Genomic DNA, 25132 nt, shown 5'->3' with positions numbered 1-25132 from the left:
TCGGCGCGAAAACTCGTCATGCGCCACGTGACCAAACTTCGTGAAGTTCTCCGGCGGCGCGGCGGCGGTCAGCCGGCCTCGGCGAGCAGCGCCCTGGCCTCGGCGTTGTCCCACTCGTTACCGCCGACGTAGCGCCAGACTTCGCGGCCCTCGGCGTCGTAGAGCACGCTCGTCGGCAGCACGCCGCCGCCGTACTGGAAGGCGAGGTCGTTTTCCGGGTCGAGCCAGGCGGGCAGGTTCTCGCCGCCCTTGGCCTTGAGGAACGCGGCGACTTCCTCGGGCTTGCCCATGTCCTGCGAGACGGTGACGACCGCGATCCGGCCCTCGGCGGCGATCGCGTCGAGCGTCGGCAGTTCGGCGATGCACGGCGCACACCAGGTCGCCCACAGGTTTACCAGCGCCGGCTTGCCCTTGAGCGAGGGGAGCGCCAGGGTCTTGCCCTCGGCGTCCTTCACCGTGATCCGGGGCAGCGGCTCGCCCTTGTGGCTGCGGTCGAGCTTCTTGCTCGCCGCGCCTGGCGCGTCGGGCGGCGTCGCGGCGGCGGATTCCTGCGGTTGCGCGGGGGCATCGGCTCCCCTATCGCAGCCGCCGGCCAGCAGGGTGCAACCAAGGACGGCAAGCTTGAGCGAACGGGACAACAAGGCAGGCTCCAATCAGATGTGGGGCGGGCGGTTCGCCGAGGGGCCCTCGGCGATCATGCGCGAGATAAATGCCTCGATCCCCTTCGACAAGGCGCTCTGGCGGCAGGACATCGCCGCGAGCAAGGCGCATGTCGCGATGCTCGGCGCGATGGGGATCGTCTCGTCCGACGACGCGGTGACGATCGAGCGGGGGCTCGATGCGGTCGCCGCCGAATACGAGGCGGACGGGGTGCCCGAGGACTGGAACCTCGAGGACATCCACATGACGACCGAATCGCGCCTCGCCGAACTGATCGGCCCGGCGGCGGGGCGGCTCCACACCGCGCGCAGCCGCAACGACCAGGTGGCGACCGACTTCCGCCTGTGGGTCCGCGACGCGATCGACCAGGCCGACGCCGGGCTCGCCGCGCTCCAAAGGGAGCTGGTAAGCCGCGCGGGCGAGCACGTCGAGAGCATCATGCCCGGCTTCACCCATCTCCAGACCGCGCAGCCGGTGACGCTCGGCCACCACCTCATGGCCTATTACGAGATGGCCGCGCGCGACCGCTCGCGCTTTTCCGACGCGCGCGCGCGGCTCAACCGCTGCCCGCTCGGCTCGGCCGCGCTTGCCGGGACGGGCTTTCCGATCGACCGCGAGATGACCGCGCAGGCGCTCGGGTTCGACGGGCCGACCGCGAACAGCCTCGATTCGGTCTCCGACCGTGACTTCGCGCTCGACTACCTCATGGCCGCCAGCCAGTGCGCGCTGCACCTCTCGCGGCTCGCCGAGGAGTTCATCATCTGGGCGAGCCAGCCTTTCGGCTTCGCCGCGCTGCCCGACACGCTCTCGACCGGCAGCTCGATCATGCCGCAGAAGAAGAACCCCGACGCGGCCGAGCTGGTGCGCGGCCATGCCGGGCGGATCAGCGGCTGCCTCGTGAGCCTGATGATGACCATGAAGGGCCTGCCGCTCGCCTATTCGAAGGACATGCAGGACGACAAGCCGCCGGTGTTCGAGGCGGCGGGGCTGCTCGCGCTCTCGATTGCGGCGATGACCGGGATGGTCGCGGACACGCGCTTTCGCACCGATCGCATGCGCCAGGCGGCCGAGCTGGGCTATGCCACCGCGACCGACCTTGCCGACTGGCTGGTGCGCGAGGGCGACATCCCGTTCCGCGAGGCGCACCACATCACCGGCGCGGCGGTGAAGCTCGCCGAGGAGCGCGGCGTGGCGCTCGACCGGTTGCCGCTCGATGATCTCAAGGCCATCGACAGCCGCATCGACGAACGCGTATTCTCCGCGCTCTCGGTCGAGGCGTCGGTCGCCGCGCGCAACTCGCACGGCGGCACCGCGCCCGGGCAGGTCCGCCAGCGCGTCGCCGAGGCGCGCACGGCTCTGGGTATGGAGTGAGCGACTTGCGCAAGATCCTGCTTCTGTTGCTCGTCCTGCCGCTGGCCGCCTGCGGCACGAAATCCTCGCTGGGGCTCAAGCCGGGGCAGGACCTGCCGCCCGCGCCTTATGGCCGCGAAGTGCAGCCCACCGCAAGCGAGCTGCTCGAACCGCCGACGCAGGCGGTGCCCGAGCGCAGCGTCGAATTGCGCACCCGCTCGGAAGAGCGCGAGGACGATCCTTACGATCTGCCGCCGCCCGAAGAGCCGAACCGCTAGAGGCCCATGGATTACTTTCAGCTCAAGGACGGCGTGCTCCACGCCGAGAATGTCTCGCTTGCCGCGATCGCCGAAGCGGTCGGCACGCCGGTCTACGTCTATTCGCGGGCCACGCTCGAACGTCACGCCCGCGTGTTCCGCGAAGCGCTTTCGGGCCTTCCCAGCATCCACCTCGCCTTCGCGGTCAAGTCGAACCCGAACCTTGCGGTGCTGCGCGTGCTGGCGCGCGAGGGCTATGGCGCCGACGTGGTTTCGGCGGGCGAGATGCACCGCGCGCTCGCGGCGGGGATCGCGGGCAGCGACATCGTCTTTTCGGGCGTCGGCAAGACCGCGCGCGAGATGACCGAGGCGCTCGACGCGGGCCTCGGACAGTTCAACCTCGAGAGCGAGGAGGAAGGCGTCGAGCTTGCCGCTCTCGCCGCGGCGCGCGGGGTCAGGGCGGTGGCGACGCTGCGGGTCAATCCCGATGTCGACGCCAGGACCCATGCCAAGATCTCGACCGGCAAGGCCGAGAACAAGTTCGGCGTCGCCTACGACGCGGCGCCCGCGATCTATGCGCGGCTCTGCGCGCTCGACGGGCTCGAGATGCGTGGCCTTGCGGTGCACATCGGCAGTCAGATCGGCGATCTCGAGCCTTCGCGGCAGGCCTTCCTCAAGATGGGCGCGCTGATGGAGAGCCTGCGCTCGCAGGGTCTCGAGGTCACGCACATGGATCTCGGCGGCGGGCTCGGCGTGCCCTATCGCAGCGGCGAGTCCCTTCCGGGCCCCGCCGAATACGGGGCGATGGTGGCGAGCGTCGCGCGCGATTGGGGCGTGACCGTCATGTTCGAGCCGGGCCGCGTGATCTCGGGCAATTCGGGCGTGCTCGTCACCGAAGTGATCCGGGTCAAGCCCGGCGCGATCAATCCCTTCGTCGTCGTCGACGCGGCGATGAACGATCTCGCCCGTCCGGCGATGTACGATGCCTGGCACGATTTCGCCGCCGTGACGCCGACTGGCGAAACGATGATCGCCAATGTCGTGGGCCCGATCTGCGAGAGTTCGGATACCTTCGCGATGGGCCGCGAGATCGACGCGGTGAAGGCGGGCGATCTCGCGGTGTTTCGCACCGCCGGTGCCTATGGCGCGACGATGGCGAACACTTACAACAGCCGCCCGCTGGTGCCCGAGGTCATGGTCGACGGCGACAAGTGGTCGGTCGTCGCCGAGCGGATCGAGCCCGCCGCGATCCTCGCCACCGAGCGCGTGCCCGAATGGCTGGAGTGAGCGCTTGCTAGGCGCGCTGCCCCTGTTCCACCGTATCACCGGGCAGCCGGTGATCGTGCTGGGTGCGGGGGACGCGGCCGAGGCCAAGCGGCGGTTGGTCGAACGCGCCGGCGCGGTGGTGATCGACGAGATCGAGGCAGGCATCGACAAGGGCGCGCGGATCGCCTTCATCGCGCATGAGGACGATGCGAGGGCGCAGGCGGACGCAATCCGGCTGCGCCGCGCCGGGCTGCTGGTCAACGCGGCCGACCGGCCCCAGCTATGCGACTTCACCGTGCCTTCGATCCTCGACCGCTCGCCGGTGTTGGTGGCGATCGGGACCGGCGGGGCCTCGGCGGGGCTGGCGAAGGCGTTGCGGCTGCGTCTCGAAGCGCTGCTGCCGCATTCGCTGGGGCGGCTCGCCGAGGCGCTCCATGCGGCGAGGACGCGGCTGCGCGCGCGCTGGCCCGACGCGGGTGACCGGCGGCGCGCGCTCGACGCGGCGCTGGGCGAGGGTGGCGCGCTCGATCCGCTGTCGGAGCGAAGCGCGACGCGCGTCGAGAGCTGGGTCGAGACCGCGGACACGGGCGGCACCGGCACGCTGGTCGAGATCGTCCTGCGCAGCGAAGATCCGGAAGACCTGACCCTGCGCGAGGCGCGCCTGCTCGGCAGCGCCGACCGGATCGTCCATGAACCGGATGTGCCGCTTGCCGTGCTTCATCGCGCGCGTGCGGACGCTCGCCGCGAAGTAATCGCGAGCGGCGCCCAAGTCGTCGTGTCCGAGGGATTGAGCGTCGTACTGCGATGCCCCGGTTCCGATTACAATGTTTTAACGGAATAGGATTCTGGAACTTAGGGGAAAGGCCTTATGAGAATAGCGTTCTCATCAAGCCACCGGGACGACAGATGACCATTCCGCGTATCGATATTTCGACCTTGCCCGACGACGATCTTCCGATCGCGCTCTATGGCAGTTCGTCCGAGACGGCGGACGCGAGCGGATCGGACGATTCACTCATCATCCTGATGACTTTCCTCTACAATATCGCCTGAGCGGCCGGCCGCATGCAGGTGAGGCCGGAGATCGCCGCGCTTCGGCGCGATCCGGACCTGTCGCGCACGATCCAGGCCGGGATGCGCGAGGCGGTGCGGACCTGGCGCGCACGGCCGCAGGTTGCGCGCGTCATCGCCGCGATGGGAGAACTGACCGGGGGCGCCGCCGTGGAGCGCCTGCCCGCCCTCGCCGAGCTGTTCGGCGCCGAGCCGGGGCCCTCGCGGCAATTCGCCGCGGACTTTGCCGCCGCGATCGGCGCGGCGCTTTCGGATCAGCCGCTGGGGCACGTGGCTCTGCGGCACTTCACCAATGGCCGCCGCTCCACGCTCCTGCTTGCGCGCACCGGAACGGTGAGTCTGACGCTGGTGGCTTGCGAGGCCGCTCCCGTTGCCGACACCGCGGTGAGCGTCGCATTTCCCGACATCGAGACCTGGGATCGCGTGCTCGCTGGAACGGCGCGCGCGGAAATCGTCTCGAGACCTCGCGGGGATGGATCGGGCGGCGCGCTCAGCCGCAGCCCGCGCACGCTGGCCTGCGGCGATGTCGTCGTTCGCGACGGACGCGAGACGGCGCTTCGTCTGACCGGCATCGACGGCTGTCTCGTGCTGCTCAGGCTGCAACGCCGGTGCGGCGCCGAGCCGACGGACGAGCTGCGGCTGGCGAATGGCGCTCCGGTGCGTCGCACCAGCGCCAGCGCCGCCGAGAGCAGTGCCCTGCTCACGATGACGCTGCTGCGCGCGATGGACCGCCAGGACGCGGTTCCGGCGATCACCGCAATCGCGCGCGGACCCGGCAGCGCCCCGCTGCGCTGGCGCGCGGCACGCGAGGCGATCGCGCTCGACACGCGGGCGGGCCTCGACACGCTGTGCGAGATTGCCGCGCGCGCCGACGATCCGATCGCCGGACTGGCCGCCGCGCTGCGCGACGACTTGCTCGCGGCGCACTCCGGGCTGGCGGACCTCGTGTCGTGCCGCGCATAGTCGAGGCGGGGCAGGGGGACGGGGCGGTAGCCTCGCTCGAGGCCTGTGTCGATGCCCTGAGCGCGTCGGGCTTCGACCCGCGTGAGGAGCACAGCCTGCTTCACGCGGCCGGCTGGCTGCGGCGTCTGGGGGCGAACCGGGCGTTTCTCGGCGATATCCTGATCGCGCGGCTGGCGACGGCGGGCCGCGAGGGCGATGAGGATGGCGGATATGGTCCGCAAGTGATCCCGCTCGCGCGACGCTCCGAGGCTGGCTTCATGCTACGCGCTGCGATCTGGCCGAGCGAGCGCGAACAGATGCTGCTCGCGAGCGGCAATGCGAGCTTCACCTACGGACTCGCGCACGATCACAACTTCGATTTCCTCACTCTGGGCTATTTCGGTCCGGGCTACTGGAGCGAGGCCTACGAGTATGAGTTCGCTGACGTTTCGGGGTGGCGCGGCGAGCCGGTCGGCTTGCGCTTCACCGGCCGCTCCCGGCTCGATCCCGGTCATGTCCTGCACTACCGCGCGCACCGCGACGTGCATGTCCAGTGGCCTGCCGATTCGCTGTCGGTCTCGCTAAACCTGATGCACGTCGATCCGTCGGTGGCGTGGTTCGATCAATACGCCTTCGATGTTGAGAAGGGCACGGTCTCGCAAATCCTCAACCCCGGCGCGAGCGAGGCCTTCCTGCGCATCGCGGTCGGGCTGGGCGGCGAGGAGGCGAAGGACCTTGCCGAGCGTTTCGCCGCCTCGCATCCCAGCGACCGGATGCGGCTTCATGCCTTCGAGGCGCTGGCCTCGATCGCCTCGCGCGCCGAATGCGAGGCCTTGTGGCGCAAGGCAGAGGCGAGCGGCGCCCGGCTCGTCGCGAAGGAGGCCTCCGCGCATCGGCGGCAGCTCGCCGAAGGCTAGAACGCGCTGCCCGCGAGCGCGTCGATCGCTGCCTGCAGGATCACCGCGGCGGCGGCCGAATCGATCCGTCCGGCGCGCTTGGCCCGGCTCATGTCCTGGTCGATCAGGCCGCGCTCGGCGCTGGTGGTCGACCAGCGTTCGTCCCACAGCAGGATCGGCAGGCCGAGCGCCGAGAGATTGCGCGCATAGGCCCGGCTCGATTGCGAACGCGGTCCTTCCGAGCCGTCCATGTTGAGCGGCAGGCCGATCACGATCCCGTGCACGCCGCGCTCTTGCGCGAGGGCCGAAAGCAGGGCCTTGTCGGCGCCGAACTTGCCGCGCCTGAGCGTCTTTCCCGGCGAGGCGAAGCGCCACCCGGCGTCGCAGAAGGCGGTGCCGATCGTCTGGGTGCCGAGATCGAGCGCCATCAACGCGCCGCCCGAGGGCAGCGCCTCGCGAAATTCGAGCGCGCCGGTGGTGACGAGCGCTGTCACCGCGGGGTCCCGGTCCTTGCCTCCCAAGCCGCCATTCTCCGCCTGAAATCCTCGCGCAGGTTAGCCCAGAACAGCGGGATATCGTAGAGGTGGTAGTTGTTGCCCGGCAGGACGTAGGGACCGAGGTCGAGATCGGGCGGATCGCCGATGTGGAGCAGGTCGTCGCGCTCGCACCGCGCGGGCACGACGCCTGCCACCAGTTCGGCATCCATCGCCATCGGCTCGGTTTCGAAATCGGGCACCAGCGTGCCGAGATTGCGTGCCGCCTCGGCGCTGCCGTTGCGCACGCCACTGATCGGGTTCACGCAGACAAACGGGCTCGTGCCGACCGGCTTGCCGTCGAGCCCGGGCTTGGCGGAATAGGCTTCGCGCAGCATGTCGGTCTCGGCGGGATCGGCGAAGCTGAGCCAGCTCACGATGCAGCCGGTGTCGTCGGCCCGCTCGCAGGCGGGCAGGCCCATCGCGGGCAGATCGTGCGTGATCGAGACCGGCCATCCGATGACGTAGGCGGCGGCCACGCGATCGGCGAGCGGCTGGCCGGCGACGCGGTCCTTGAGCAGGCGGCGCAGGATGAAGGCGCCCTGGCTGTGGCCGGCGAGCACGATCGGCTCGTCGGGGGGCGTTTCCCTCACGAACGTGTCGAACGCGGCGAGCACGTCGGCATAGGCGAGATCGAGCGCCATCATCGCGCGCGGGTCGTCGGTGAGGAAGGCGCCGATCGTCGCCTGGCGATAGCGCGGCGCCCAGAAATGCGCGGCCTGCCCGAACGGACTGCCCATCCCGCGAACGAACAGCTCGGCGCGCGTGCGGGCGGTCGGCTCGTCGATCGGCCCGTTCCACGCGTCGCGCGAAATGAAGCTTGTGGGGTGAACGAAGAACACGCTCACGGGTAGCGGTTCGAGCGCGTCCGGTTGCTGCGCTTCCGGGGCCGGGCTCTGGGGCGCCGTGCTCGCCTCGTCGTTCGGGGCGGACAGGCGCGGCCGCCACTGCGCCGGGTTGCTCTCCAGGCCGGGGCGCGCGATCCAGAACCGCGCTTCGGCGTAGTCGGGCCGGTCGGCGGGGGGTGGTTGGGTGAAGGCCTCGTCGGGGACGAAGGCGAATCGCGTCAGATCCTCGGCGAAGAGCCGCAGCGCCACCAGCACGGCGAACACGAGCACGGTCAGTCCGGCGACGACGTACAGGAACTTGCGGGCCATGATGTCAGGCTGTCTCCATGCCCTCGTCGTCCCGGCCATCCGCATCGGAGGCGCCGCCATTCTCGTGGCGGGCGGCTTCGCGCTCGAGCCAGACCTTGATCATCGCCACCAGCGGATCGGCCAGCGCGAGGCCGAGAATGCCGAACAGCACGCCCATGATGAGCTGGGCGGCGAGCACCAGCGCGGGCGGAAGGTCGACCGTTTTGCGCGCGATCATCGGCACGATCACGTAGCCGTCGACGGTCTGCACCACGACGTAGACGATGATCGTGAAGATGCCCATGTCGACCCCGCCGGAAAAGCCGACCATGACCATGATCGCCCCCGAGATCGGCGCGCCGATGTTGGGCAGGAAGGCGAGGAGGCCGGTGATCAGGCCCAGCAGCGCGGCCATCGGCACGCCATAGATTTCGAGCAGCAGCCAGGTCGCGATGCCTTCGACGGTCATGCCGAGCAGCCGTCCGGCGAGGAGGCGGCGCAGGGCGCCGGCCATTTCCTCGGTCGTCTCGCGGAAGTAGTCGCGCCGGTCGGCGGGGAGCATCCAGGCCACGCCCCTGCGGTAGAGCCGAGGCTCGAGCGCGAAATAGATGCCGAGCACCAGGATCAGGAACATCGTGGTGAAGGCGCCGATGATCCCGCCCACGGCCCGGGTGAGCTGGCCGATCCCGCCCATCGCCTCTTGCGCAAGCCGCCGGACGTCGTCGGCCTCGATGTCGAAGCCGCGCTGCTGCAGCCAGGCGAGACCCTTGAAGAACTGGGTTTCGACCGTGGAGGGCAGCGCCGCCGCCTGCACCGCGATCTGGTTGCCCGCGAATTGCGCCGTCCACAGCAGGAATAGCGCGGCGGCGACGAGTATGATCGCCACGCGCCAGCCGCGAGCGATGGGAAGGACACGGCGCAGAAGGCGCGCGCCGCCGTCGATCAGCGCGGCAAAGACCACCCCGCCGAAGATCACCAGCAGCGAACCCGAAAGCAGGACGGCGAGCGCGAACGCGGCGGCCACGCCGAGCCAGACGAAAGCCTTGCGCGCTTCGGTGCGGATCAGCGGATCGTCGATATCGGTCGGGCCGGGGCCGACATGGGGCCGGCTCGGGTCCTCTGATTGACCCTCGCTCATTCCCCGTCGCTTGCGATCGCCGGGCGCAACGTCGTCCACGAACGGCCGTCACGCAGCGCCGGCCACCAGCTCAGGGGGTTCCAGCTCTGGGTGCCGTCGAGCGAGAAGGTTACGAATTCGGCGCGGCCGCCGATGTCGGAAAGCGGCACCGGACCGCCCAGCCCGTTGAGGTCGAGCGGTTCGCGGCTGTCGGCCGAATGGTCGCGGTTGTCGCCCATCAGGAATACGTGCCCCTCCGGAACCTCGATCTCGGCCATGTTGTCGAGTTCCTGGTTCATGTGATCGATGACCAGATAACTCGCGCCGTTGGGCAAAGTTTCGCGCAGCACCGGCAATTCGCATGCTTCGGTTCCGACAGGCGTGCGGCGCCGCAGGCGCGGAAAGGTGTAGTCCTCGCAGGGCTGGTTGGGATCGACCGCGAGTTCGAGCGTGGGCTCCACTTCCTGCGGCACCGGCTTGCCGTTGAGCACGATCTGGCCGTTGACTACCGCGATCCGGTCTCCGGGCAGCGCGACGACGCGCTTGATCAGGTCCTCGCGCCGGTTGCGCGGCACGACGATGACGATGTCGCCGTACTCGGGATTCGCCCCGAAAAGACGCCAGGTGCCGCGCGGCAGCAGATGGAAGCTGAGCGACGACCAGTTCCAGCCATAGGGAAACTTGCTTACCACCAGACGGTCGCCGACCAGCAGGTTTGGCATCATCGAGATCGAGGGAATGTAGAACGGCTTGGCGACGAGCGAGTGGAACGCCAGCACCGCGAGCAGCATCAGCGCGAGCCCGCGCAGTTCGGAAGCCCAGCTTACCTTTTCCTTGGGCTGGCTGTTGGGTGCGGGCATGGGTCGGGGTCCGTTCATAAAGGCCTTGCTTCAATTACCACGAAGGCCTGCGCCCATGGGTGATCGTCGGTGAGCGTCAGGTGAATCACCGGTTCGTGACCCTCGGGCGTGAGCGCGGCAAGGCGCTGCGCCGCGCCGCCGGTGAGCGCCAGCGTGGGCGCGCCCGACCGGGCGTTGACGACGCCGATGTCCTTCATGAACACCCCGGCCTTGAAGCCGGTGCCGACCGCCTTCGAAAAGGCTTCCTTGGCGGCGAAGCGCTTGGCGTAGGTTCCGGCGATGGTGAAGGGGCGGCGCCGCGCCTTGGCGCGCTCGATCTCGGTGAAGACGCGGTTCTCGAAGCGCTCGCCGAAACGCTCGAGCGAATTGGCGATCCGCTCGATGTTGCACAAGTCGGAGCCGAGGCCGATGATCACCGCGCTTCGTCCATCAGGGTCCGCATCCTTCTCACGCTTGCCTCGAGCCCGGTGAAGATGGCCTCGCCGATCAGGTAGTGGCCGATGTTGAGCTCCGCCAGTTGCGGGATCGCCGCGATCGGCTGAACGTTGTCATAAGTGAGGCCGTGGCCCGCGTGCGGCTCGATCCCGTTCTTTGCGGCGAGCGCGGCCATGTCGGTGATGCGCTTGAGTTCGTAGGCGAGCTGCTCGGGCTGGCCGGGATGATCGAAAGCATGGGCGTATTCGCCCGTGTGAAGCTCGACCACCGGGGCGCCGAGCTTCATCGCCGCCTCGACCTGGCGCGGATCGGGCTCGATGAACAGGCTCACCCGCACACCCGCATCGGACAGGCGCGCGACGATCGGCGCGAGCTGGTTGTGCAGCCCGGCGGCGTCGAGCCCGCCCTCGGTGGTGCGCTCCTCGCGCTTTTCGGGAACGATGCAGGCCGCGTGCGGCGCATGGCGCAGCGCGATCTCGACCATCTCGTCGGTCGTGGCCATTTCCAGGTTGAGCGGCAGCCCGGTGGCCGCCTGGACGCGTTCGAGATCGTGGTCGCGGATGTGGCGGCGGTCCTCGCGCAAGTGCACGGTAATGCCGTCGCCGCCCGCCTGCGCGACGATTTCGGCGGCGCGCGCCGGATCGGGATGGTCGCCACCGCGCGCGTTGCGGATCGTGGCGACGTGATCGATGTTCACGCCGAGGCGCAGTCTTTCGTTCATGGGCATGCTACTTTCGCGATGAGATTGTGCGCCAGGCCCTTGCCCTCCCAGGGCTGGCCGAAGCGCAGAGGGCGCTTGTTCCCGAACAGGATAACGGCCTGATTCGATTGGGGCAGCAGGTAGTTGCGCAGTTCTACGCCCTGCACCAGGCCCTGCCGTTCGACCACGCGCACCGGCGCGTCGCAGGCCTCGAACCGCACGGGGTAGGTCCACTGGAACAGCGCGCGCCACCCGCCCTTCATCGTGCTCGCCCACAGGACCTCGCGCTCGGGCGCGGCGAGCAGCTTGCCGGTCATCAGCGCGTGGTCGAAACGCCAGAGGTCGGCGATCGTGCCGTAGGCGCTGCCCGCCGCGCCATAGGCGCCGAGGTCGATCAGCGGATCGCGTGCGGCGCCCTCGCCGATGGGACGCACGTGGTCCGGGGGGCGCGGCTTGCCGACGCGGTAGACGCCGAGGCTGCGCAGCGCGAGGGGGCGGGCGATGCGCTCTTCGAGCAGCGCCGGCAGCGCCTTTCCGGTGATCCGGCGCAGGACTTCGCCCAGCACGATGGCGTCGCAGTTGTTATAGACATAGGCCTTGCGCGGCGGGCCGGCGGGCTTGCCCGCGCAATAGCGGGCGGCGGCGATTTGGGGCGCGGCGAGGGCGCTCGTATAGAAGTTCGGAACACCGTCCGGGTCGCGGGGCGATTCGTCGGGATCGGGCAGACCGCTCTCGTGCTTGAGCAGGTCGTAGACGCGGATCTCGCCGCCGTGCGGGGCGTTCCAGTCCGGCCAGTAGCGCGTCACCGGCGCCGACAGATCGAGCTTGCCGCGCGCCACCTCCTGCATCGCGATCACCGCGACGAGCTGCTTGGTGATCGAGGCCCAGCGCCAGACTGCATCTTCGCGCAGCGCAGACGTGCCGACCGTCGCGACCCGGTAGCTTCCGTCCGCCTGGCCCAGCAGGATCGTGCCCGCGAAGCCCTGCGCCTCGGCCATGGCGCGCACGCGCGCAACGGCGGGAAGCGCGGCAGGGGCGCCTTGCGCTGCCGTCGCAGAAAGTGTCCCGGCGAGGCAGCACAAGGCCGCGAGCGCGGCGCCTGCGCGAGTCACGCCTGCTTCCGGCTGCCCGGCTTGATGGCGGGCGTGGCCGCGAGTTCGGGGGGCAGTTCGTCGGGCGCGTACGTCGGGAAACTGAGCGAGACCAGCGGCGTGAAGGGGACGCCGAGGTCCACTTCGCCCGCCGAACGGTCGACCAGCGCCGCCGCCGCGATCACCTTGCCGCCCGCGTCCTCGATCGCGGCGATCGCCTCGCGCGAGGATTTGCCGGTGGTGACGACGTCCTCGACCATCAGCACCTTGTCGCCGGGCGAGAGCTCGAAGCCGCGGCGCAGTTCGAAAGTCCCCTCGGGCCGTTCGACGAACATCGCGTCCACGCCGAGCGCGCGGCCCATCTCCTGGCCGATGATCACGCCGCCCATCGCCGGAGAGATGACTTTTTCGATGTTCCTGCGGATATCGTGGGGCAGTTTCGCCGCGAGCGCGACCGCCAGCCTGCCGGCGCGCTCCGGGTTCATCAGCACGCGCGCGCATTGCAAATAATGCGCGCTGTGGCGTCCCGAGGAGAGGAGGAAGTGCCCCTCGAGCAGCGCCTTGCTGGCACGGAGCTCGGCGAGGACGTCATCTTCTTGCATGGCTTTTGCTTTTCCCTGTGGGTGCGATTGCGCGAGATCATTGCATTTTGGGTTTGTCCCCAAGGCAAAAATTCCCCTAGAGGCGCTTGAGACACGCCGCAAGCGCGCGTATAGGCCCGGCGCTAGGGGCTTCGTCTCCATTGTCGGGGGTGCGCGCCGGAAGCCGAAAGGCTGCGGCGCGCCAAGGGAAAACGGAAGCAATATCACGATGAATTTCACCCGGAATGCTCGTGCTGTCACTCGTGCGGCGAAGGCCGCTGGACTCGCGCTGGCCCTTTTCGCAGCGCCGCAGCTCGCGCAGGCGGCGCCGACTCCGGCCGGTGGCGACGTTTCGGCTTCGGTCGAAGCGCAGACCGGTGCGGAGCGGATGAAGGCGCCTGACAAGGGTGCGGAGCCCGCCGCCAACGCGGGCAATCCGATCGTTCCCGACGTGCCCACGGGCGATGCGGCCGCGGCGGGTTCCTACACGCCGATGAAGCCGACGCCGGGCGTCGGCATGCCGGTCGAAGGCGGCATCGGTCTGCAGGACCAGTACTCCGAACTCGGTGAATACGGTCACTGGATCCACAACGCGGTGCTGATGCCGATCATCACGGTCATCAGCCTGCTGGTGCTGGTGCTGCTGATCGTGATCATCGTCCGCTACAACAAGCGCGCCAATCCGGTCGCCTCGAAGACCAGCCACAACACGCTGCTCGAAGTGGTGTGGACGCTGCTGCCGGTGCTGATCCTGATCGGCATCGCGGTGCCCTCGATCGACCTGCTCGCCAAGCAGTTCAAGCCCGCGCCCAAGGAAGCACTGACGATCAAGATCACCGGCAACCAGTGGTACTGGACCTACGGCTATCCGGACAACGGCGATTTCGAGGTCGTCTCGAACATGCTCAACATCCCGGGCGCGCCCGTCATCAACAACGGCATTCGCGAAGTCGGGTCCGAGCCCTGGGACGGTCCTTCGCATCTCGAGGTCGACAACCGTATGGTCGTCCCCGTTGGCGAGCCGATCCGCCTGCAGGTCACCGCCGCCGACGTGATCCACTCGTTCGCGGTGCCCTCGCTCTGGTTCAAGCTCGACGCCGTTCCGGGCCGCATCAACGAGAAAACACTCTTCGTCGAGAAGCCGGGCGTCTACTACGGCCAGTGCTCCGAGCTTTGCGGCGCCAAGCATGGCTATATGCCGATCGCTGTCGAAGCGCTGCCGCGCGAGCAGTACAACGCCTGGGTGATGACCCACGCGGGTGCGCAGATCGACGGGCAGGAACCGGCTCCGGCCGCCGCGGCGGCAGCCGCTCCGGCGTCCGAAGAAGCCGCGCCCGAAGCTGACATGACCGCCGCTCCCGAAGCGTAAGCGAAGACATAAGAAGGTAGAGGTCCCAAGACCATGGCAACCACTGCAGATCAGTTCCAGGCCCATAGTGAGGATCACGGTCACCACGACCACGATCACAAGCCCGCCTTTTTCGCGCGCTGGTTCATGTCGACGAACCACAAGGACATCGGCACGATGTACCTGATCTTCGCGATCTTCGCGGGGATCGTCGGCGGCGCCTTCTCGGGGATGATGCGCGTCGAGCTCGCCGAGCCCGGCATCCAGTACCTCGATACCTTCGCGCGCTGGTTCGGCGCGACCAACCCCGACTTCAACTCGACGCTGCACACCTGGAACGTGCTGATCACGGCCCACGGCCTGATCATGGTCTTCTTCCTCGTCATGCCCGCGATCATCGGCGGTTTCGGCAACTGGTTCGTGCCGCTCATGATCGGCGCGCCGGACATGGCCTTCCCGCGCATGAACAACATCTCGTTCTGGCTGACGGTCGCCGGCTTCTGCTCGCTGCTCACCTCGGCCTTCGTGCCGGGCGGCATGGGCAACGGCGCGGGCACCGGCTGGACGGTCTACGCTCCGCTCTCGACCTACGGCTCGACGGGCCCCGCGGTCGACTTCGGCATCTTCGCGCTGCACCTCGCGGGCGCGGGTTCGATCATGGGCGCGATCAACTTCATCACCACCATTTTCAACATGCGCGCGCCGGGGATGACCATCCACAAGATGCCGCTGTTCGTTTGGTCGGTGCTGGTCACCGCGTTCCTGCTGCTGCTGGCGCTGCCGGTTCTCGCCGCGGCGATCACCATGCTGCTGACCGACCGTAACTTCGGCACGACCTTCTTCGACCCGGCCGGCGGCGGTGACCCGATCCTCTACCAGCACCTGTTCTGGTTCTTCGGTCACCCCGAAGTCTACATCATGATCCTGCCCGCCTTCGGTATCATCTCGCAGATCGTCTCGACCTTCTCGAAGAAGCCGGTCTTCGGCTACCTCGGCATGGCCTACGCCATGGTCGCGATCGGCGTGGTCGGCTTCATCGTGTGGGCGCACCACATGTACACCACCGGCCTTTCGGTGAACACGAAGATGTACTTCACCGCCGCCACCATGGTCATCGCGGTGCCGACCGGCGTGAAGATCTTCTCGTGGATCGCGACGATGTGGGGCGGCAGCCTCGAGTTCAAGTCGCCGATGGTCTGGGCCCTGGGCTTCATCTTCCTGTTCACCGTGGGCGGCGTCACCGGCGTCGTGCTGGCGAACGGCGGCGTCGACGACGTGCTGCACGACACCTACTACGTCGTCGCGCACTTCCACTATGTGCTCTCGCTCGGCGCGGTGACGGGCCTGTTCGCGGGCTTCTTCTACTGGTTCCCGAAGATGAGCGGCCGGATGCATTCCGAACTGCTCAGCCACATCCAGTTCTGGGTGTTCTTCGTGGGCGTGAACATGATCTTCTTCCCGATGCACTTCCTCGGCCTGCAGGGCATGCCGCGCCGCTATCCGGACTACGCCGAGGCCTATACCTACTGGAACCAGATCGCGACCCACGGCTACGAGATCATGGCCGTCTCGATCCTGATCTGGTTCGTGAACATCATCTACGCCTTCACCGCCGGCAAGAAGGCGGAGGACAACTACTGGGGCGAGGGTGCGACGACGCTCGAATGGACGCTGTCGAGCCCGCCGCCGTTCCACCAGTACGAAACGCTTCCGGTGATCGAATCGGCCGGTCACCACTGATGCGATCGTCCGGCCCCGCTGGGGGCCGGACCTCTCGCCGGGTCTCCCGGTTCGCGGGAGATGACGGGGCAGGTCGCAAGGCCCGCCCCTTCGGCATGTTGATGGCGCAAGCCGTTCGGACGCCCCGAGGTATGTTGACGCAATGAACCAGACCCTGACCCCGACCGCTCCGCTCACCTCGGAAGGGGTGGCCCCGCGCGCCACGACGGGCGCGAATGTCCCGGCCGGCTGGCAGGATTTCCTCGCGCTGACCAAGCCGCGCGTGATGAGCCTTGTGGTGTTCACCGCAATCTGCGGCCTGATCGCCGCGCCCGAACGCATCCACCCGGTCCTCGCTTTCACCGCGATCCTGTGCATCGCCGTCGGCGCGGGCGGCGCGGCCGCGCTCAATCAGTGGTGGGAAGCCGATCTCGACGCGGGCATGAAGCGCACCGCCGGACGGCCCTTGCCGACGGGCCGCATCGGGCGGACCGACGCCCGCGACTTCGGCATGGCGCTCGCGGGTGGCTCGGTGTTCCTTATGGGGTTCGCGATCGGCTGGCTCGCCGCGGCGATCCTGGCGGTCTCCATCGTCTACTACGCGGTGATCTACACGATCTGGCTCAAGCCGCGCACGCCGCAGAACATCGTCATCGGCGGCGGCGCGGGCGCGTTTCCGCCGCTGATCGGATGGGTCGCCGCGACCGGCGAAATCACGATGATGCCGATCCTGCTCTTCGCGATCATCTTCTTCTGGACGCCGCCGCATTTCTGGGCGCTCGCGCTCTTCGTGAAGAGCGACTACGCCAAGGTGGGCATTCCGATGATGCCGGTGGTGGCGGGCGAGCGCTCGACGCGCCGCCAGATCCTCGCCTACGCGCTGCTCCTGCTGCCGCTCAGCGTCGCACCGTGGTGGATCGGCGGGGCGGGCCTGGTCTACGGCGTTTCGGCCGCGCTGCTTTCGCTGCTGTTTCTCGCGCTGTCGGCGCGCGTGGCGCTGCGCGAGCGCGAGGGCCCCGAGGATACGATGAAGCCCGAAAAGCAGCTCTTCGCCTACTCGGTCATCTATCTGTTCGCTCTTTTCGCGGCGCTGGTCGTCGATCGCATGGTGGTGTGAGGCGATGGCGCAGGAGAACGATCCCAGGAAAATCCGCCGCCAGCGCAATGTGGTGCTCGGGCTGGCGCTCGCCGCCTTCGTGGTGCTGGTCTATTTCATTTCGATCGCCAAGATGAGCTGAGCCCATGAGCGCATCCCAAAGCCGTAGCAACAAGCGCATTGCCGCCGTGTTCGCGACGATGGCGTTGGGCATGCTCGCGCTCGGGTTCGCCGCGGTGCCGCTTTACAGGATCTTCTGTCAGGTCACCGGTTTCGCGGGGACGACGCAGCGCGTCGACGAGGCGCAGGCCGCGACCGTCAAGACCCAGGACAAGACCATCTCGATCCGCTTCGACGCCAATGTCGAGCGCGGCATGGACTGGGAGTTCAAGCCGCTGCAGGTGACCGACACGGTCTCGATCGGCGCGCGCGACATGGCCATCTTCTGGGCCAAGAACGACACCGACCATGCCGTGACCGGCACCGCCAGCTTCAATGTCGAACCCGCCTACGTCGGCAAGTATTTCAACAAGATCCAGTGTTTCTGCTTCACCGAGCAGACGCTCGAGGCGGGCCAGGAAGCGCGCATGCCCGTGCTCTACTACATCGATCCCGCGATCCTCGACGACGACCTTGCGAAGGACGTCGAACAGATCACGCTGAGCTACACCTTCCATCCCAGCGCGGACAGCGGCGTAAAGGCACTGGACCGCACCGGATCGGGCGGTTAATGGGCGGCACGGGCAAGTTACGCGGCGCCATCGGCGCAGCCAGCTGAAGAACGGGGACGAAGGCAGATGGCCGGCACCAAGAACCACGACTACCACATCCTTCCGCCTGACATCGTCCCGCTGGCGACGACGATCGGCGCATTCACCTTCACCACCGGAATGGTGCTGTTCATGCACGACATGCCGGGTGGCCACTTCGTGCCGTGGATCGGCATGGCGGTGCTGCTCGCCAGCATGTTCGCGTGGTTCTCCAAGATCGTGAACGAGGCGCATGCCGGCGATCACACCCCGGTCGTGCAGCTTCACCAGCGCTACGGCATGATCATGTTCATCGCTTCGGAAGTGATGTTCTTCGTCGGCTGGTTCTGGGCCTTCTTCGATTTCGCGCTGTTCCCGTCCGCGCTTTCCGACGCGGTCGGCGGTCAGTGGCCGCCGGCGAGCGTCGAGGAAGTGATCGACGCGTTCGACCTGCCGCTGCTCAACACGCTGATCCTGCTGTGCTCGGGCACCACCGTCACCTGGGCGCACCATTCGCTGATCCACGGTGATCGCGACGGTCTGAAGAAGGGTCTGTGGGCGACGATCCTGCTCGGCTTGCTGTTCACCTCGATCCAGGCCTACGAATATTCTGTCGCGCCGTTCCCCTTCGGCGTGAACACCTACGGCTCGGCGTTTTACATGGCGACCGGCTTCCACGGCTTCCACGTCATCGTCGGCACGATCATGCTGATCGTGTGCCTGGTGCGCGCCTATCGCGGCGACTTCACCCCGCGCCAGCACTTCGGCTTCGAAGCGGCGGCGTGGTACTGGCACTTCGTCGACGTCGTCTGGCTGTTCCTCTTCGTCGCGGTTTACGTCTGGGGCGGCTGGGGTTACCCGACGCACTGATGTCCGACACCGAAAACGGTCCGAATGAGGGTTCGCAAGGGCAGCCGGGGATTTCCTCGGTTGCCCTTTTCGGTCTTTGCCCCCGCTGCGGCGGCAAGACCCTGTTCGACGGCTTGGTCCGCTTCGCGCCGCGCTGCCGCGCCTGCGGGCTCGATTATTCGCGCTTCAACGTCGGCGATGGCCCCGCCGCGTTCCTCACGCTGATCATCGGCGGGCTGATCGCGGTGCTCGCGATCTGGCTGCAACTCGCCGTCGAGCCGCCGTTCTGGGTCCACGTCGTGCTGTGGGTGCCCTTGACCACGGCGCTGGTGATCGGCGGCCTGCGCGCCGCGAAGGCGGCGCTGCTCGCGGCCGAGTACAACCGCAGCGCGGGCGAGGGGCGGCTGAAGGACGAATGATGCGCCGCATTCCGCTGATCCCGACGCTGCTCGTGCTGGCGGCGGTCGCGGTGATGATCGGCCTCGGCTTCTGGCAGATCGGCCGGCTGCACGAGAAGCAGGCGATGCTCGCCGCGTTCCGCGTGGCGCAGGCCGAAGGGGCCGAAGTGCCCTGGCCGGACCGCGGCGAGGGCGGCGATGCACTCTATCACCGATCGCGCGTGCTGTGCACGCGGGTGACGGCGCATAGCGGCATCGCCGGCCGCAACGCGCAAGGCGAGCCGGGCGTGGCGCAGACCGCCGACTGCGTCCTCGCCGATGGACGAGTCGCGCGCGTCGTGCTGGGCTGGTCGCGGCAGCCGCTCGATCCCGCCGGAGCGCGCTGGCAGGGCGGAGAAGTGCGCGGCGTGATCGCGCCGGGCCCGCGCCTCGTGGCCGATCCGCCGCTGGAGGGGCTGGCGCCCAACGCGAAGCCCGATCCGTCGGAGATTCCGAACAACCACTTGTCCTATGCGGTGCAATGGTTCCTGTTCGCCGCAGTGGCGCTGGTGATCTACGCGCTCGCGCTGAGGAAGCGCCTTAGCGGCGACGCGAACGGCTCGTCGGCGACCGACTGAGCGAACCGAACCCGCCCGCGCCTCTTTTCAACGCGGCCCGGGAGCGCTAGGCGCTCGCGCACGATGGAATACGTCAGCACCAGGGGAAGCGCGCAGGCGCTCGATTTCGAAGGCGCCACGCTCGCCGGGCTCGCCAGCGACGGCGGTCTCTACGTGCCGCGCGAGTGGCCGCGGTTCAGCGAGGCCGAAATCGCGGAGATGGCGGGCCTTCCCTATGCCGAACTGGCGGCGCGGGTGATGCAGCCCTTCGTCGGCGTGTGCCTGACGCCAGACCGTCTGCGCCAGCTCACCACCAAGGCCTATGGCCGCTTCGCGCATCGCGCGGTGACCCCGCTCGTCCAGTTCGACGAGACGCAATGGCTGCTCGAACTGTTCCATGGCCCGACGCTCGCGTTCAAGGACGTCGCGCTGCAATTGCTCGGCCTGTTGTTCGAAGAATTCCTCGAACGGCGCGGACAGAACCTCACCGTGGTCGGCGCCACTTCGGGCGATACCGGATCGGCGGCGATCGACGCGGTCGCCGGGCTCGAGAAGGTCGACATCTTCATGCTCCATCCGCGCGGCCGCGTTTCCGACGTGCAGCGCCGGCAGATGACGACGGTGCTCGCGCCCAACGTGCACAACATCGCCATCGAGGGCAGCTTCGACGATGCCCAGGCGATGGTGAAGCGCATGTTCAACGACCGCGCGATGACCGACCGCTTCGCCATCGGTGCGGTCAACTCGATCAACTGGGCGCGGCTCATGGCCCAGGTGGTCTATTACTTCGCCGCCGCGGTGCAACTCGGCGCGCCGCATCGGCAAGTCGCATTTTCGGTGCCGACGGGCAATTTCGGCGACGTCTTCGCCGGGTATGTCGCGGCGCGGATGGGGTTACCGGTGGCGAAGCTGATCGTGGCGACCAACGTCAACGACATCCTCCATCGCGCGCTGACCAGCGGCGACTACTCGCAAGGCACGGTCACGCCCACCGCCGCGCCCTCGATGGACATCCAGGTCTCCTCGAATTTCGAGCGCCTGCTGTTCGACCTGGGCGGCGCCGATGGCAAGGCCATGGCCGATCAGATGGCCAGCTTCGAAGCGAGCAAGGCGATGCAGCTCAGCAACGCGCAGGCGCAGGGCGCCGCCCGGTTGCTGACCAGCGCGCGCGCCGATGCCGACGACATGAACCGGGCGATGAGCTGGGCCTGGGCACAGTGCGGCGAACTGATCGATCCGCACACCGCCTGCGCCGTCCACGCCGCGCGCGCGACCGACTGTGGCCCGGGCGTGCCCGTGGTGAGCCTCGCCACCGCGCACCCGGCCAAGTTCGGCGACGCGGTCGAGCGCGCGACCGGCCAGCGCCCGGCGCTGCCCGCGCGCGTGGGCGACCTGTTCGAGCGCGAGGAGCGCTGCGTCGAACTTGCGGGCGATTACGCGGTGATCGCCGATTACGTCGCCGATCACGCGGTGCCGCGCTCTGGCTGATCTCGCGCCCGATCCTCTGGTCCTCGCCGGGGAGGCATGGGCCGACTATGGCCTGATCGATTCGGGTCACGGCCGCAAGCTCGAGCGCTACGGCCCGTTCCGCTTCATCCGCCCTGAACCGCAGGCGATGTGGTCGCCGCGTCTCGCCGCGTGGGACGCGCACGGCGAATTCGTGCCGGGCTCGGACGAGGATGGCGGCGGGCGCTGGCACTTCGCGAAGCAGGTGCCGCAAGAGGGCTGGCCGCTCGCATGGCGCGACGTGCGCTTCACCGCGCAGTGCACCCCGTTCCGGCACCTCGGCTTCTTCCCCGACATGGCTCCCGTCTGGGACTGGATGCGCGCCATGCTCGAAGGCAGACAGGACGCGGCGAGCCTCAACCTGTTCGGCTATACCGGCGTGGGAACTCTGGCGCTTTCGGGCTGCGGGCCCGTGGCCCATGTCGATGCCTCGAAGAAATCGGTGGCGCAGGCGCGCGAGAACGCGGCGCTCGCCGGAATGGCCGAGCGACCGGTGCGCTGGCTGGTCGACGATGCGGCCAAGTTCGCCGCGCGCGAGGTGCGGCGCGAAAGGCGGTACGACGGGATCATCCTCGATCCGCCGAAGTTCGGGCGCGGTCCGGGCGGAGAGACCTGGCGGCTCGAGGAGAACCTGCCCGGCCTCGTCGCCGATTGCCGCCGCGTGCTCGATGCCCAGAGCCGGTTCCTGTTCCTCACGGTCTATGCCGTGCGCATGTCCTCGCTCGCGATCGGCGGACTGCTCGAAGAGCTCTTCGCGGGCCTGCCGGGGCGAGTCGAGCACGGCGAGCTGGCGGTGCGCGAGGAAGGCGAGGGCGGGCGGCTGCTTCCCACCGCGATCTTCGCGCGCTGGCGCAACGACTAGGCGCGCAGCCCGCCCGGACGGGTGGCGATGACGCACAACTGAAACACAGCGCGTTCATGACGCCGGGACGACAAGGAGTTCCGCGTGGCAACAGTAATGCGTACCGAGGGTGTGGCGGCCGCCTATGACCGCTGGGCACCCGTTTATGATCTCGTATTCGGAAACGTCTTCAAGTCGGGCCGGCAGCAGGCGATCGAGGCGGCGGAGGCCGTCGGCGGCCGCGTGCTCGAGGTGGGCGTCGGCACCGGGATCTCGCTCCCGCAGTACGACCGTTCGCTGAGGCTGACGGGCATCGACATCGCCGATGCCATGCTCGACAAGGCGCGCGAGCGGGTCCGGAAGCTGGGCCTCGACAATGTCGAGGAGATCGCGGTGATGGATGCCGAGAACCTGCGGTTCGAGGCAGACAGCTTCGATTGCGTCGTCGCGCAATACGTGGTCACCGCCGTGCCCAATCCCGAGGCCGCGCTCGATGAGTTCGTCCGCGTGCTCAAGCCCGGCGGCGAGATCATCATCGCGACCCGCATCGGCGCCACCAGGGGCGTGCGCGGCGGGATCGAAAAGGCGCTGATGCCGGTGACGAGCCGTCTCGGCTGGCGCACGGAATTTCCGATGAGCCGGTACGAGGCCTGGGCGCGCGCGCATCCGCTCGTGACCGAGATCGAAGTCCGCCCGCTTCCGCCGCTCGGCCATTTCGCGCTCTTGCGCTACGGCAAACGCCCCGGCTGATCGCCCAAGATCATTTGCAGACAGGAACCGTCATGACCCGTTTTCGCGAACAGCTTCGTGAACAGCGCTGGGACGACCACCGCTACTACCACCACAGCTTGGTCAACCAGAGCCTGCACTTCATCAGCGCCTGCACCTTCCTCGTCGCCTACGTGCTGGTCTGGAAGGACCCCGCGCTCGCGGCCCTGCTCGGCTGGGGCGTCGCGATGTCCAGTCGCCAGGCCGGCCACTTCTTCTTCGAGCCGCGCGGCTACGACCACGTCAACGACTGCTCGGATGCCTACAAGGAAGAGATCAAGGTGGGCTACAACATGGCGCGCAAGGTCGTGCTCATGGGCCTCTGGGCCTTCAGCCCGCTGCTGCTGCTCGCGAATCCGAGCCTGTTCGGTCTTTTCGAGCCGCACGCGACGCTGGTGCAGTTCGCGCGCCATGTCGGTCTGATGTGGCTCGCGCTCGCGGTGACGGGCATCGTTTTCCGCGTGATCCAGCTCTGGGTGCAGCGCGACCTCGCGACCGGCATCGTCTGGGCAACCAAGATCCTCACCGATCCGTTCAGCGACTTCCGTCTCTATCACCGTGCTCCGGGCAAGCTGGCCAAGGCCGGCCTCGCCTGGCGCCCGGCGCGGATGCGCTGAGCGCGGATCGCCAACGCGCGCCGGGAACCGGACGGCCCGGTTCCCGGCCGCCGCGCCGCGGGCGTTCAGCCCAGCCTGCCTTTCACGAATTCGCCGATCAGGCGCCGGCGCAGCCTCGGCGCCGGATCGCCGCCCCCGGACCGCCACCAGCCATCCTCGCGCATCGCCACGGCCCCGCGCACGAAGCGCTCCGCCACTTCGGCGAAGTCCGCGTCGGAGTAGGCGAGGTTGAAGATATAGCGGCCCGAGCCGACCCAGCTCAGCGCCAGACCCTCCGCCCGAAGATAGAACTGGAGCATCCAGTGATAGCGCGACGCGCTGGTGAACCAGGTCGTCCAGATCGTCGAGAGGTTGGACAACCGCACCGGCAGCCCTTCGCTCGCGAGCCGCAGGTTGAGCGCCTCGCAGCGCGCGTTCCAGGTCTCGTCGAGCCCCTGGTAGAGCGCCTTGGCCTCGTCGGTCTCGCGAAAGCGCAGGAAGGCGTCCATCGCCCCCATCACGTAGGGGTGCGAGTTGAAGGTGCCGCGCGCGAAGCAGATGTCGGCGGGGCGATCCTCGCGGTAGCGCTTCATCAGGTCGGCGCGCCCGCACAGCACGCCGACCGGCAGTCCGCCGCCGAGCGTCTTGCCGTAGGTGATCATGTCGGCCTTGACGCCGAAGTATTCGCAGGCGCCGCCGGGCGCGAGGCGGAAGCCGGTGAAGACCTCGTCCACGATCAGCGGGATGCCGGCGGCCTCGCAAGTCCGCGCGAGCCGGGTGAGCCAGGCGGCGTAGTCGGCCCGCGCGACGCCGCCCTGCCCGCGACCCATGACCAGCGTCGAATCGCCCGGCGCGTTGCGGTTGGGGTGGAGCGCCTGGAGCGGATTGACGAGCACGCAGGCAATGTCCTTGCGCGTGGCGATCACTTCGAGGGCGCGCTCGCTCATGTCGGCGAGGGTATAGGTGTGGTCTGCGGGAAGCGGATTGCCGACGCCGGGCTGCACGTCGCCCCACCAGCCGTGATAGGCGCCCGCGAAGCGCACCAGATGGGTGCGTCCCGTATGATAGCGCGCGAGCCGGACCGCCTGCATCACCGCCTCGGTGCCCGACATGTGGAAGCTGACCGCATCGAGCTCGGAGATCGCCTTGAGGCGCCGCACGTTGTCGGCGACGACCGGGTGCAGCCCGGCGAGCGTCGGGCCGAGATCGCGCGTCCTGGCGATGCCTTCGTCGACCATCGCGCGGTAGGCGTCGACCCCGAGCAGGTTGACCCCGTAGGAGCCGGTGAGATCGTAGAAGCGGTTGCCGTCGAGATCGGTGAGCATGATCCCCTCGGCGGCCTGGTAGAAGTTGCCCGCGCCCAGATGCGCGCGCACCAGCGGGCTGAACGGGAAGGGCACGCGGTAGCTGCCGGTGAAGGCGATGTCGGGGATCGAATCGCGCATCTCGGCGCTCGCCGCGCGCGACTTGGCGAAGCGCTCGGCATAGAGCGCGGCGAGGCGATCGAAGGCGGCCTCGCGCCGCGCGGCGACGGCCTCCGGCGCGCCGTCCGCGCGAAAGAAGGCGCCGCGATCGAACGAATAGTTCGGCACCAGCCCCGCCGCGCGCTTCGCCATGCGGGCATGGCCGACCAGGCCCGGCTGCTTCGCGCGCGAGAGCTTGAGCCGCGCGCGCGCCTTGTCCGCCGCCAGTGCGGTTCCGGCCGCGCCGAGCAGCGCCAGCAGCAACGATCTCGATTTCACCCGTCACTTCCTTCCATCAGGACCATTCA

At 68.3% G+C, this 25132-nt stretch carries 28 protein-coding genes; 18 read left to right on the top strand and 10 right to left on the bottom strand.

What is annotated here, in order from left to right; all coding sequences use genetic code 11:
• Positions 1-68 precede the first annotated feature (68 nt).
• On the bottom strand, positions 69-638 hold the full coding sequence (locus B2G71_RS09135; RefSeq protein ID WP_240530075.1) for a TlpA disulfide reductase family protein: 570 nt from the start codon (positions 636-638) through the stop codon (positions 69-71).
• Positions 639-657: 19 nt separating this feature from the next.
• Here B2G71_RS09135 and argH point away from each other — a divergent pair, with 19 nt between their 5' ends.
• From argH to B2G71_RS09105, 7 genes are all read left to right on the top strand, one after another.
• A complete protein-coding gene (gene argH, locus B2G71_RS09130; RefSeq protein WP_098105450.1) occupies positions 658-2031 on the top strand; it encodes an argininosuccinate lyase in 1374 nt (457 codons plus the stop codon).
• 5 nt (positions 2032-2036) lie between these two features.
• Entirely contained in the window at positions 2037-2288 is a 252-nt protein-coding gene (locus B2G71_RS09125; RefSeq protein ID WP_098105576.1) for a hypothetical protein, read from the top strand.
• 6 nt (positions 2289-2294) lie between these two features.
• Positions 2295-3554 carry a diaminopimelate decarboxylase gene (gene lysA, locus B2G71_RS09120; RefSeq protein ID WP_098105449.1) on the top strand — a complete coding sequence of 420 codons (1260 nt, stop codon included), beginning with the start codon at positions 2295-2297 and terminating at the stop codon, positions 3552-3554.
• 4 nt (positions 3555-3558) lie between these two features.
• Positions 3559-4374, top strand: coding sequence for an NAD(P)-dependent oxidoreductase (locus B2G71_RS09115; protein ID WP_098105448.1), 816 nt, complete (start codon positions 3559-3561; stop codon positions 4372-4374).
• A 65-nt stretch (positions 4375-4439) separates the two neighbouring features.
• Entirely contained in the window at positions 4440-4586 is a 147-nt protein-coding gene (locus tag B2G71_RS24060) for a hypothetical protein (RefSeq protein WP_168176311.1), read from the top strand.
• Between the two features lie 12 nt (positions 4587-4598).
• Complete coding sequence (locus B2G71_RS09110) at positions 4599-5567, top strand: hypothetical protein (RefSeq protein WP_098105447.1); 969 nt, start codon at positions 4599-4601, stop codon at positions 5565-5567.
• Positions 5555-6463, top strand: a complete 909-nt coding sequence (locus B2G71_RS09105; protein ID WP_240530074.1) for a transposase — start codon at positions 5555-5557, stop codon at positions 6461-6463. Before B2G71_RS09110 ends, B2G71_RS09105 begins: the two co-directional genes overlap by 13 nt.
• Here the strand turns inward: B2G71_RS09105 and ruvX are convergent.
• The 8 genes from ruvX to pyrE all read right to left on the bottom strand — a co-directional run bounded on the left by ruvX (position 6460) and on the right by pyrE (position 12916).
• Positions 6460-6870 carry a Holliday junction resolvase RuvX gene (gene ruvX / locus B2G71_RS09100; RefSeq protein ID WP_098105574.1) on the bottom strand — a complete coding sequence of 137 codons (411 nt, stop codon included), beginning with the start codon at positions 6868-6870 and terminating at the stop codon, positions 6460-6462. The two genes, B2G71_RS09105 and ruvX, sit on opposite strands and share 4 nt — an antisense overlap.
• A 62-nt stretch (positions 6871-6932) precedes the next feature.
• Positions 6933-8132 (bottom strand): DUF3089 domain-containing protein, encoded by a 1200-nt coding sequence (locus tag B2G71_RS09095; protein WP_098105446.1) that lies wholly within the window; start codon positions 8130-8132, stop codon positions 6933-6935.
• Positions 8133-8136: 4 nt separating this feature from the next.
• Positions 8137-9249: an AI-2E family transporter gene (locus tag B2G71_RS09090; RefSeq protein WP_098105445.1), complete on the bottom strand. Its 1113-nt coding sequence runs from the start codon at positions 9247-9249 to the stop codon at positions 8137-8139.
• On the bottom strand, positions 9246-10088 hold the full coding sequence (lepB, locus tag B2G71_RS09085; RefSeq protein ID WP_240530073.1) for a signal peptidase I: 843 nt from the start codon (positions 10086-10088) through the stop codon (positions 9246-9248). The genes B2G71_RS09090 and lepB overlap by 4 nt, the downstream gene beginning before the upstream one ends.
• Before the next feature lie 14 nt (positions 10089-10102).
• Positions 10103-10504, bottom strand: a complete 402-nt coding sequence (acpS, locus tag B2G71_RS09080) for a holo-ACP synthase (RefSeq protein ID WP_098105443.1) — start codon at positions 10502-10504, stop codon at positions 10103-10105.
• A complete protein-coding gene (locus tag B2G71_RS09075; RefSeq protein WP_206049359.1) occupies positions 10501-11244 on the bottom strand; it encodes a pyridoxine 5'-phosphate synthase in 744 nt (247 codons plus the stop codon). Before B2G71_RS09075 ends, acpS begins: the two co-directional genes overlap by 4 nt.
• Positions 11241-12335, bottom strand: coding sequence for a serine hydrolase domain-containing protein (locus B2G71_RS09070; RefSeq protein WP_141521533.1), 1095 nt, complete (start codon positions 12333-12335; stop codon positions 11241-11243). The genes B2G71_RS09075 and B2G71_RS09070 overlap by 4 nt, the downstream gene beginning before the upstream one ends.
• Positions 12332-12916, bottom strand: a complete 585-nt coding sequence (gene pyrE / locus B2G71_RS09065) for an orotate phosphoribosyltransferase (protein WP_098105440.1) — start codon at positions 12914-12916, stop codon at positions 12332-12334. The genes B2G71_RS09070 and pyrE overlap by 4 nt, the downstream gene beginning before the upstream one ends.
• A gap of 208 nt (positions 12917-13124) precedes the next feature.
• Between pyrE and coxB the strand changes: the two genes are divergently transcribed.
• The 11 genes from coxB (at position 13125) to B2G71_RS09010 (ending at position 23382) form a co-directional block, all read left to right on the top strand.
• Complete coding sequence (coxB, locus tag B2G71_RS09060) at positions 13125-14264, top strand: cytochrome c oxidase subunit II (protein WP_168176310.1); 1140 nt, start codon at positions 13125-13127, stop codon at positions 14262-14264.
• Between the two features lie 33 nt (positions 14265-14297).
• Entirely contained in the window at positions 14298-15983 is a 1686-nt protein-coding gene (gene ctaD / locus B2G71_RS09055) for a cytochrome c oxidase subunit I (RefSeq protein ID WP_098105439.1), read from the top strand.
• Between the two features lie 142 nt (positions 15984-16125).
• The gene (locus B2G71_RS09050; RefSeq protein WP_098105438.1) at positions 16126-17079 is read left to right on the top strand and encodes a heme o synthase; all 954 of its coding nucleotides are present in this window, start codon (positions 16126-16128) and stop codon (positions 17077-17079) included.
• Between the two features lie 125 nt (positions 17080-17204).
• The gene (locus B2G71_RS09045; RefSeq protein WP_098105437.1) at positions 17205-17789 is read left to right on the top strand and encodes a cytochrome c oxidase assembly protein; all 585 of its coding nucleotides are present in this window, start codon (positions 17205-17207) and stop codon (positions 17787-17789) included.
• A 66-nt stretch (positions 17790-17855) separates the two neighbouring features.
• Positions 17856-18677, top strand: coding sequence for a cytochrome c oxidase subunit 3 (locus tag B2G71_RS09040; protein WP_098105436.1), 822 nt, complete (start codon positions 17856-17858; stop codon positions 18675-18677).
• Entirely contained in the window at positions 18677-19075 is a 399-nt protein-coding gene (locus B2G71_RS09035; protein WP_098105435.1) for a DUF983 domain-containing protein, read from the top strand. The genes B2G71_RS09040 and B2G71_RS09035 overlap by 1 nt, the downstream gene beginning before the upstream one ends.
• Positions 19075-19671, top strand: coding sequence for an SURF1 family protein (locus tag B2G71_RS09030; RefSeq protein ID WP_098105572.1), 597 nt, complete (start codon positions 19075-19077; stop codon positions 19669-19671). The genes B2G71_RS09035 and B2G71_RS09030 overlap by 1 nt, the downstream gene beginning before the upstream one ends.
• A 63-nt stretch (positions 19672-19734) precedes the next feature.
• Positions 19735-21138: a threonine synthase gene (thrC, locus tag B2G71_RS09025; protein WP_098105434.1), complete on the top strand. Its 1404-nt coding sequence runs from the start codon at positions 19735-19737 to the stop codon at positions 21136-21138.
• Positions 21131-22018, top strand: a complete 888-nt coding sequence (locus tag B2G71_RS09020; RefSeq protein ID WP_098105433.1) for a class I SAM-dependent methyltransferase — start codon at positions 21131-21133, stop codon at positions 22016-22018. The genes thrC and B2G71_RS09020 overlap by 8 nt, the downstream gene beginning before the upstream one ends.
• Positions 22019-22102: 84 nt before the next feature.
• Positions 22103-22747, top strand: a complete 645-nt coding sequence (locus B2G71_RS09015; RefSeq protein ID WP_098105432.1) for a methyltransferase domain-containing protein — start codon at positions 22103-22105, stop codon at positions 22745-22747.
• A gap of 32 nt (positions 22748-22779) precedes the next feature.
• A complete protein-coding gene (locus B2G71_RS09010; RefSeq protein ID WP_098105431.1) occupies positions 22780-23382 on the top strand; it encodes a hypothetical protein in 603 nt (200 codons plus the stop codon).
• 65 nt (positions 23383-23447) lie between these two features.
• On the opposite strand, the gene B2G71_RS09005 is transcribed toward B2G71_RS09010, so the two are convergent.
• Entirely contained in the window at positions 23448-25103 is a 1656-nt protein-coding gene (locus tag B2G71_RS09005; RefSeq protein WP_098105430.1) for an aminotransferase class III-fold pyridoxal phosphate-dependent enzyme, read from the bottom strand.
• Between the last annotated feature and the right edge of the window lie 29 nt (positions 25104-25132).

The sequence above is a fragment of the Novosphingobium sp. PC22D genome (genome assembly GCF_002556635.1).
Taxonomy (GTDB): domain Bacteria; phylum Pseudomonadota; class Alphaproteobacteria; order Sphingomonadales; family Sphingomonadaceae; genus Novosphingobium.
The sequence above is the reverse complement of the archived record's forward strand: the minus strand, read 5'-3'. Positions and strand labels throughout refer to the sequence as shown.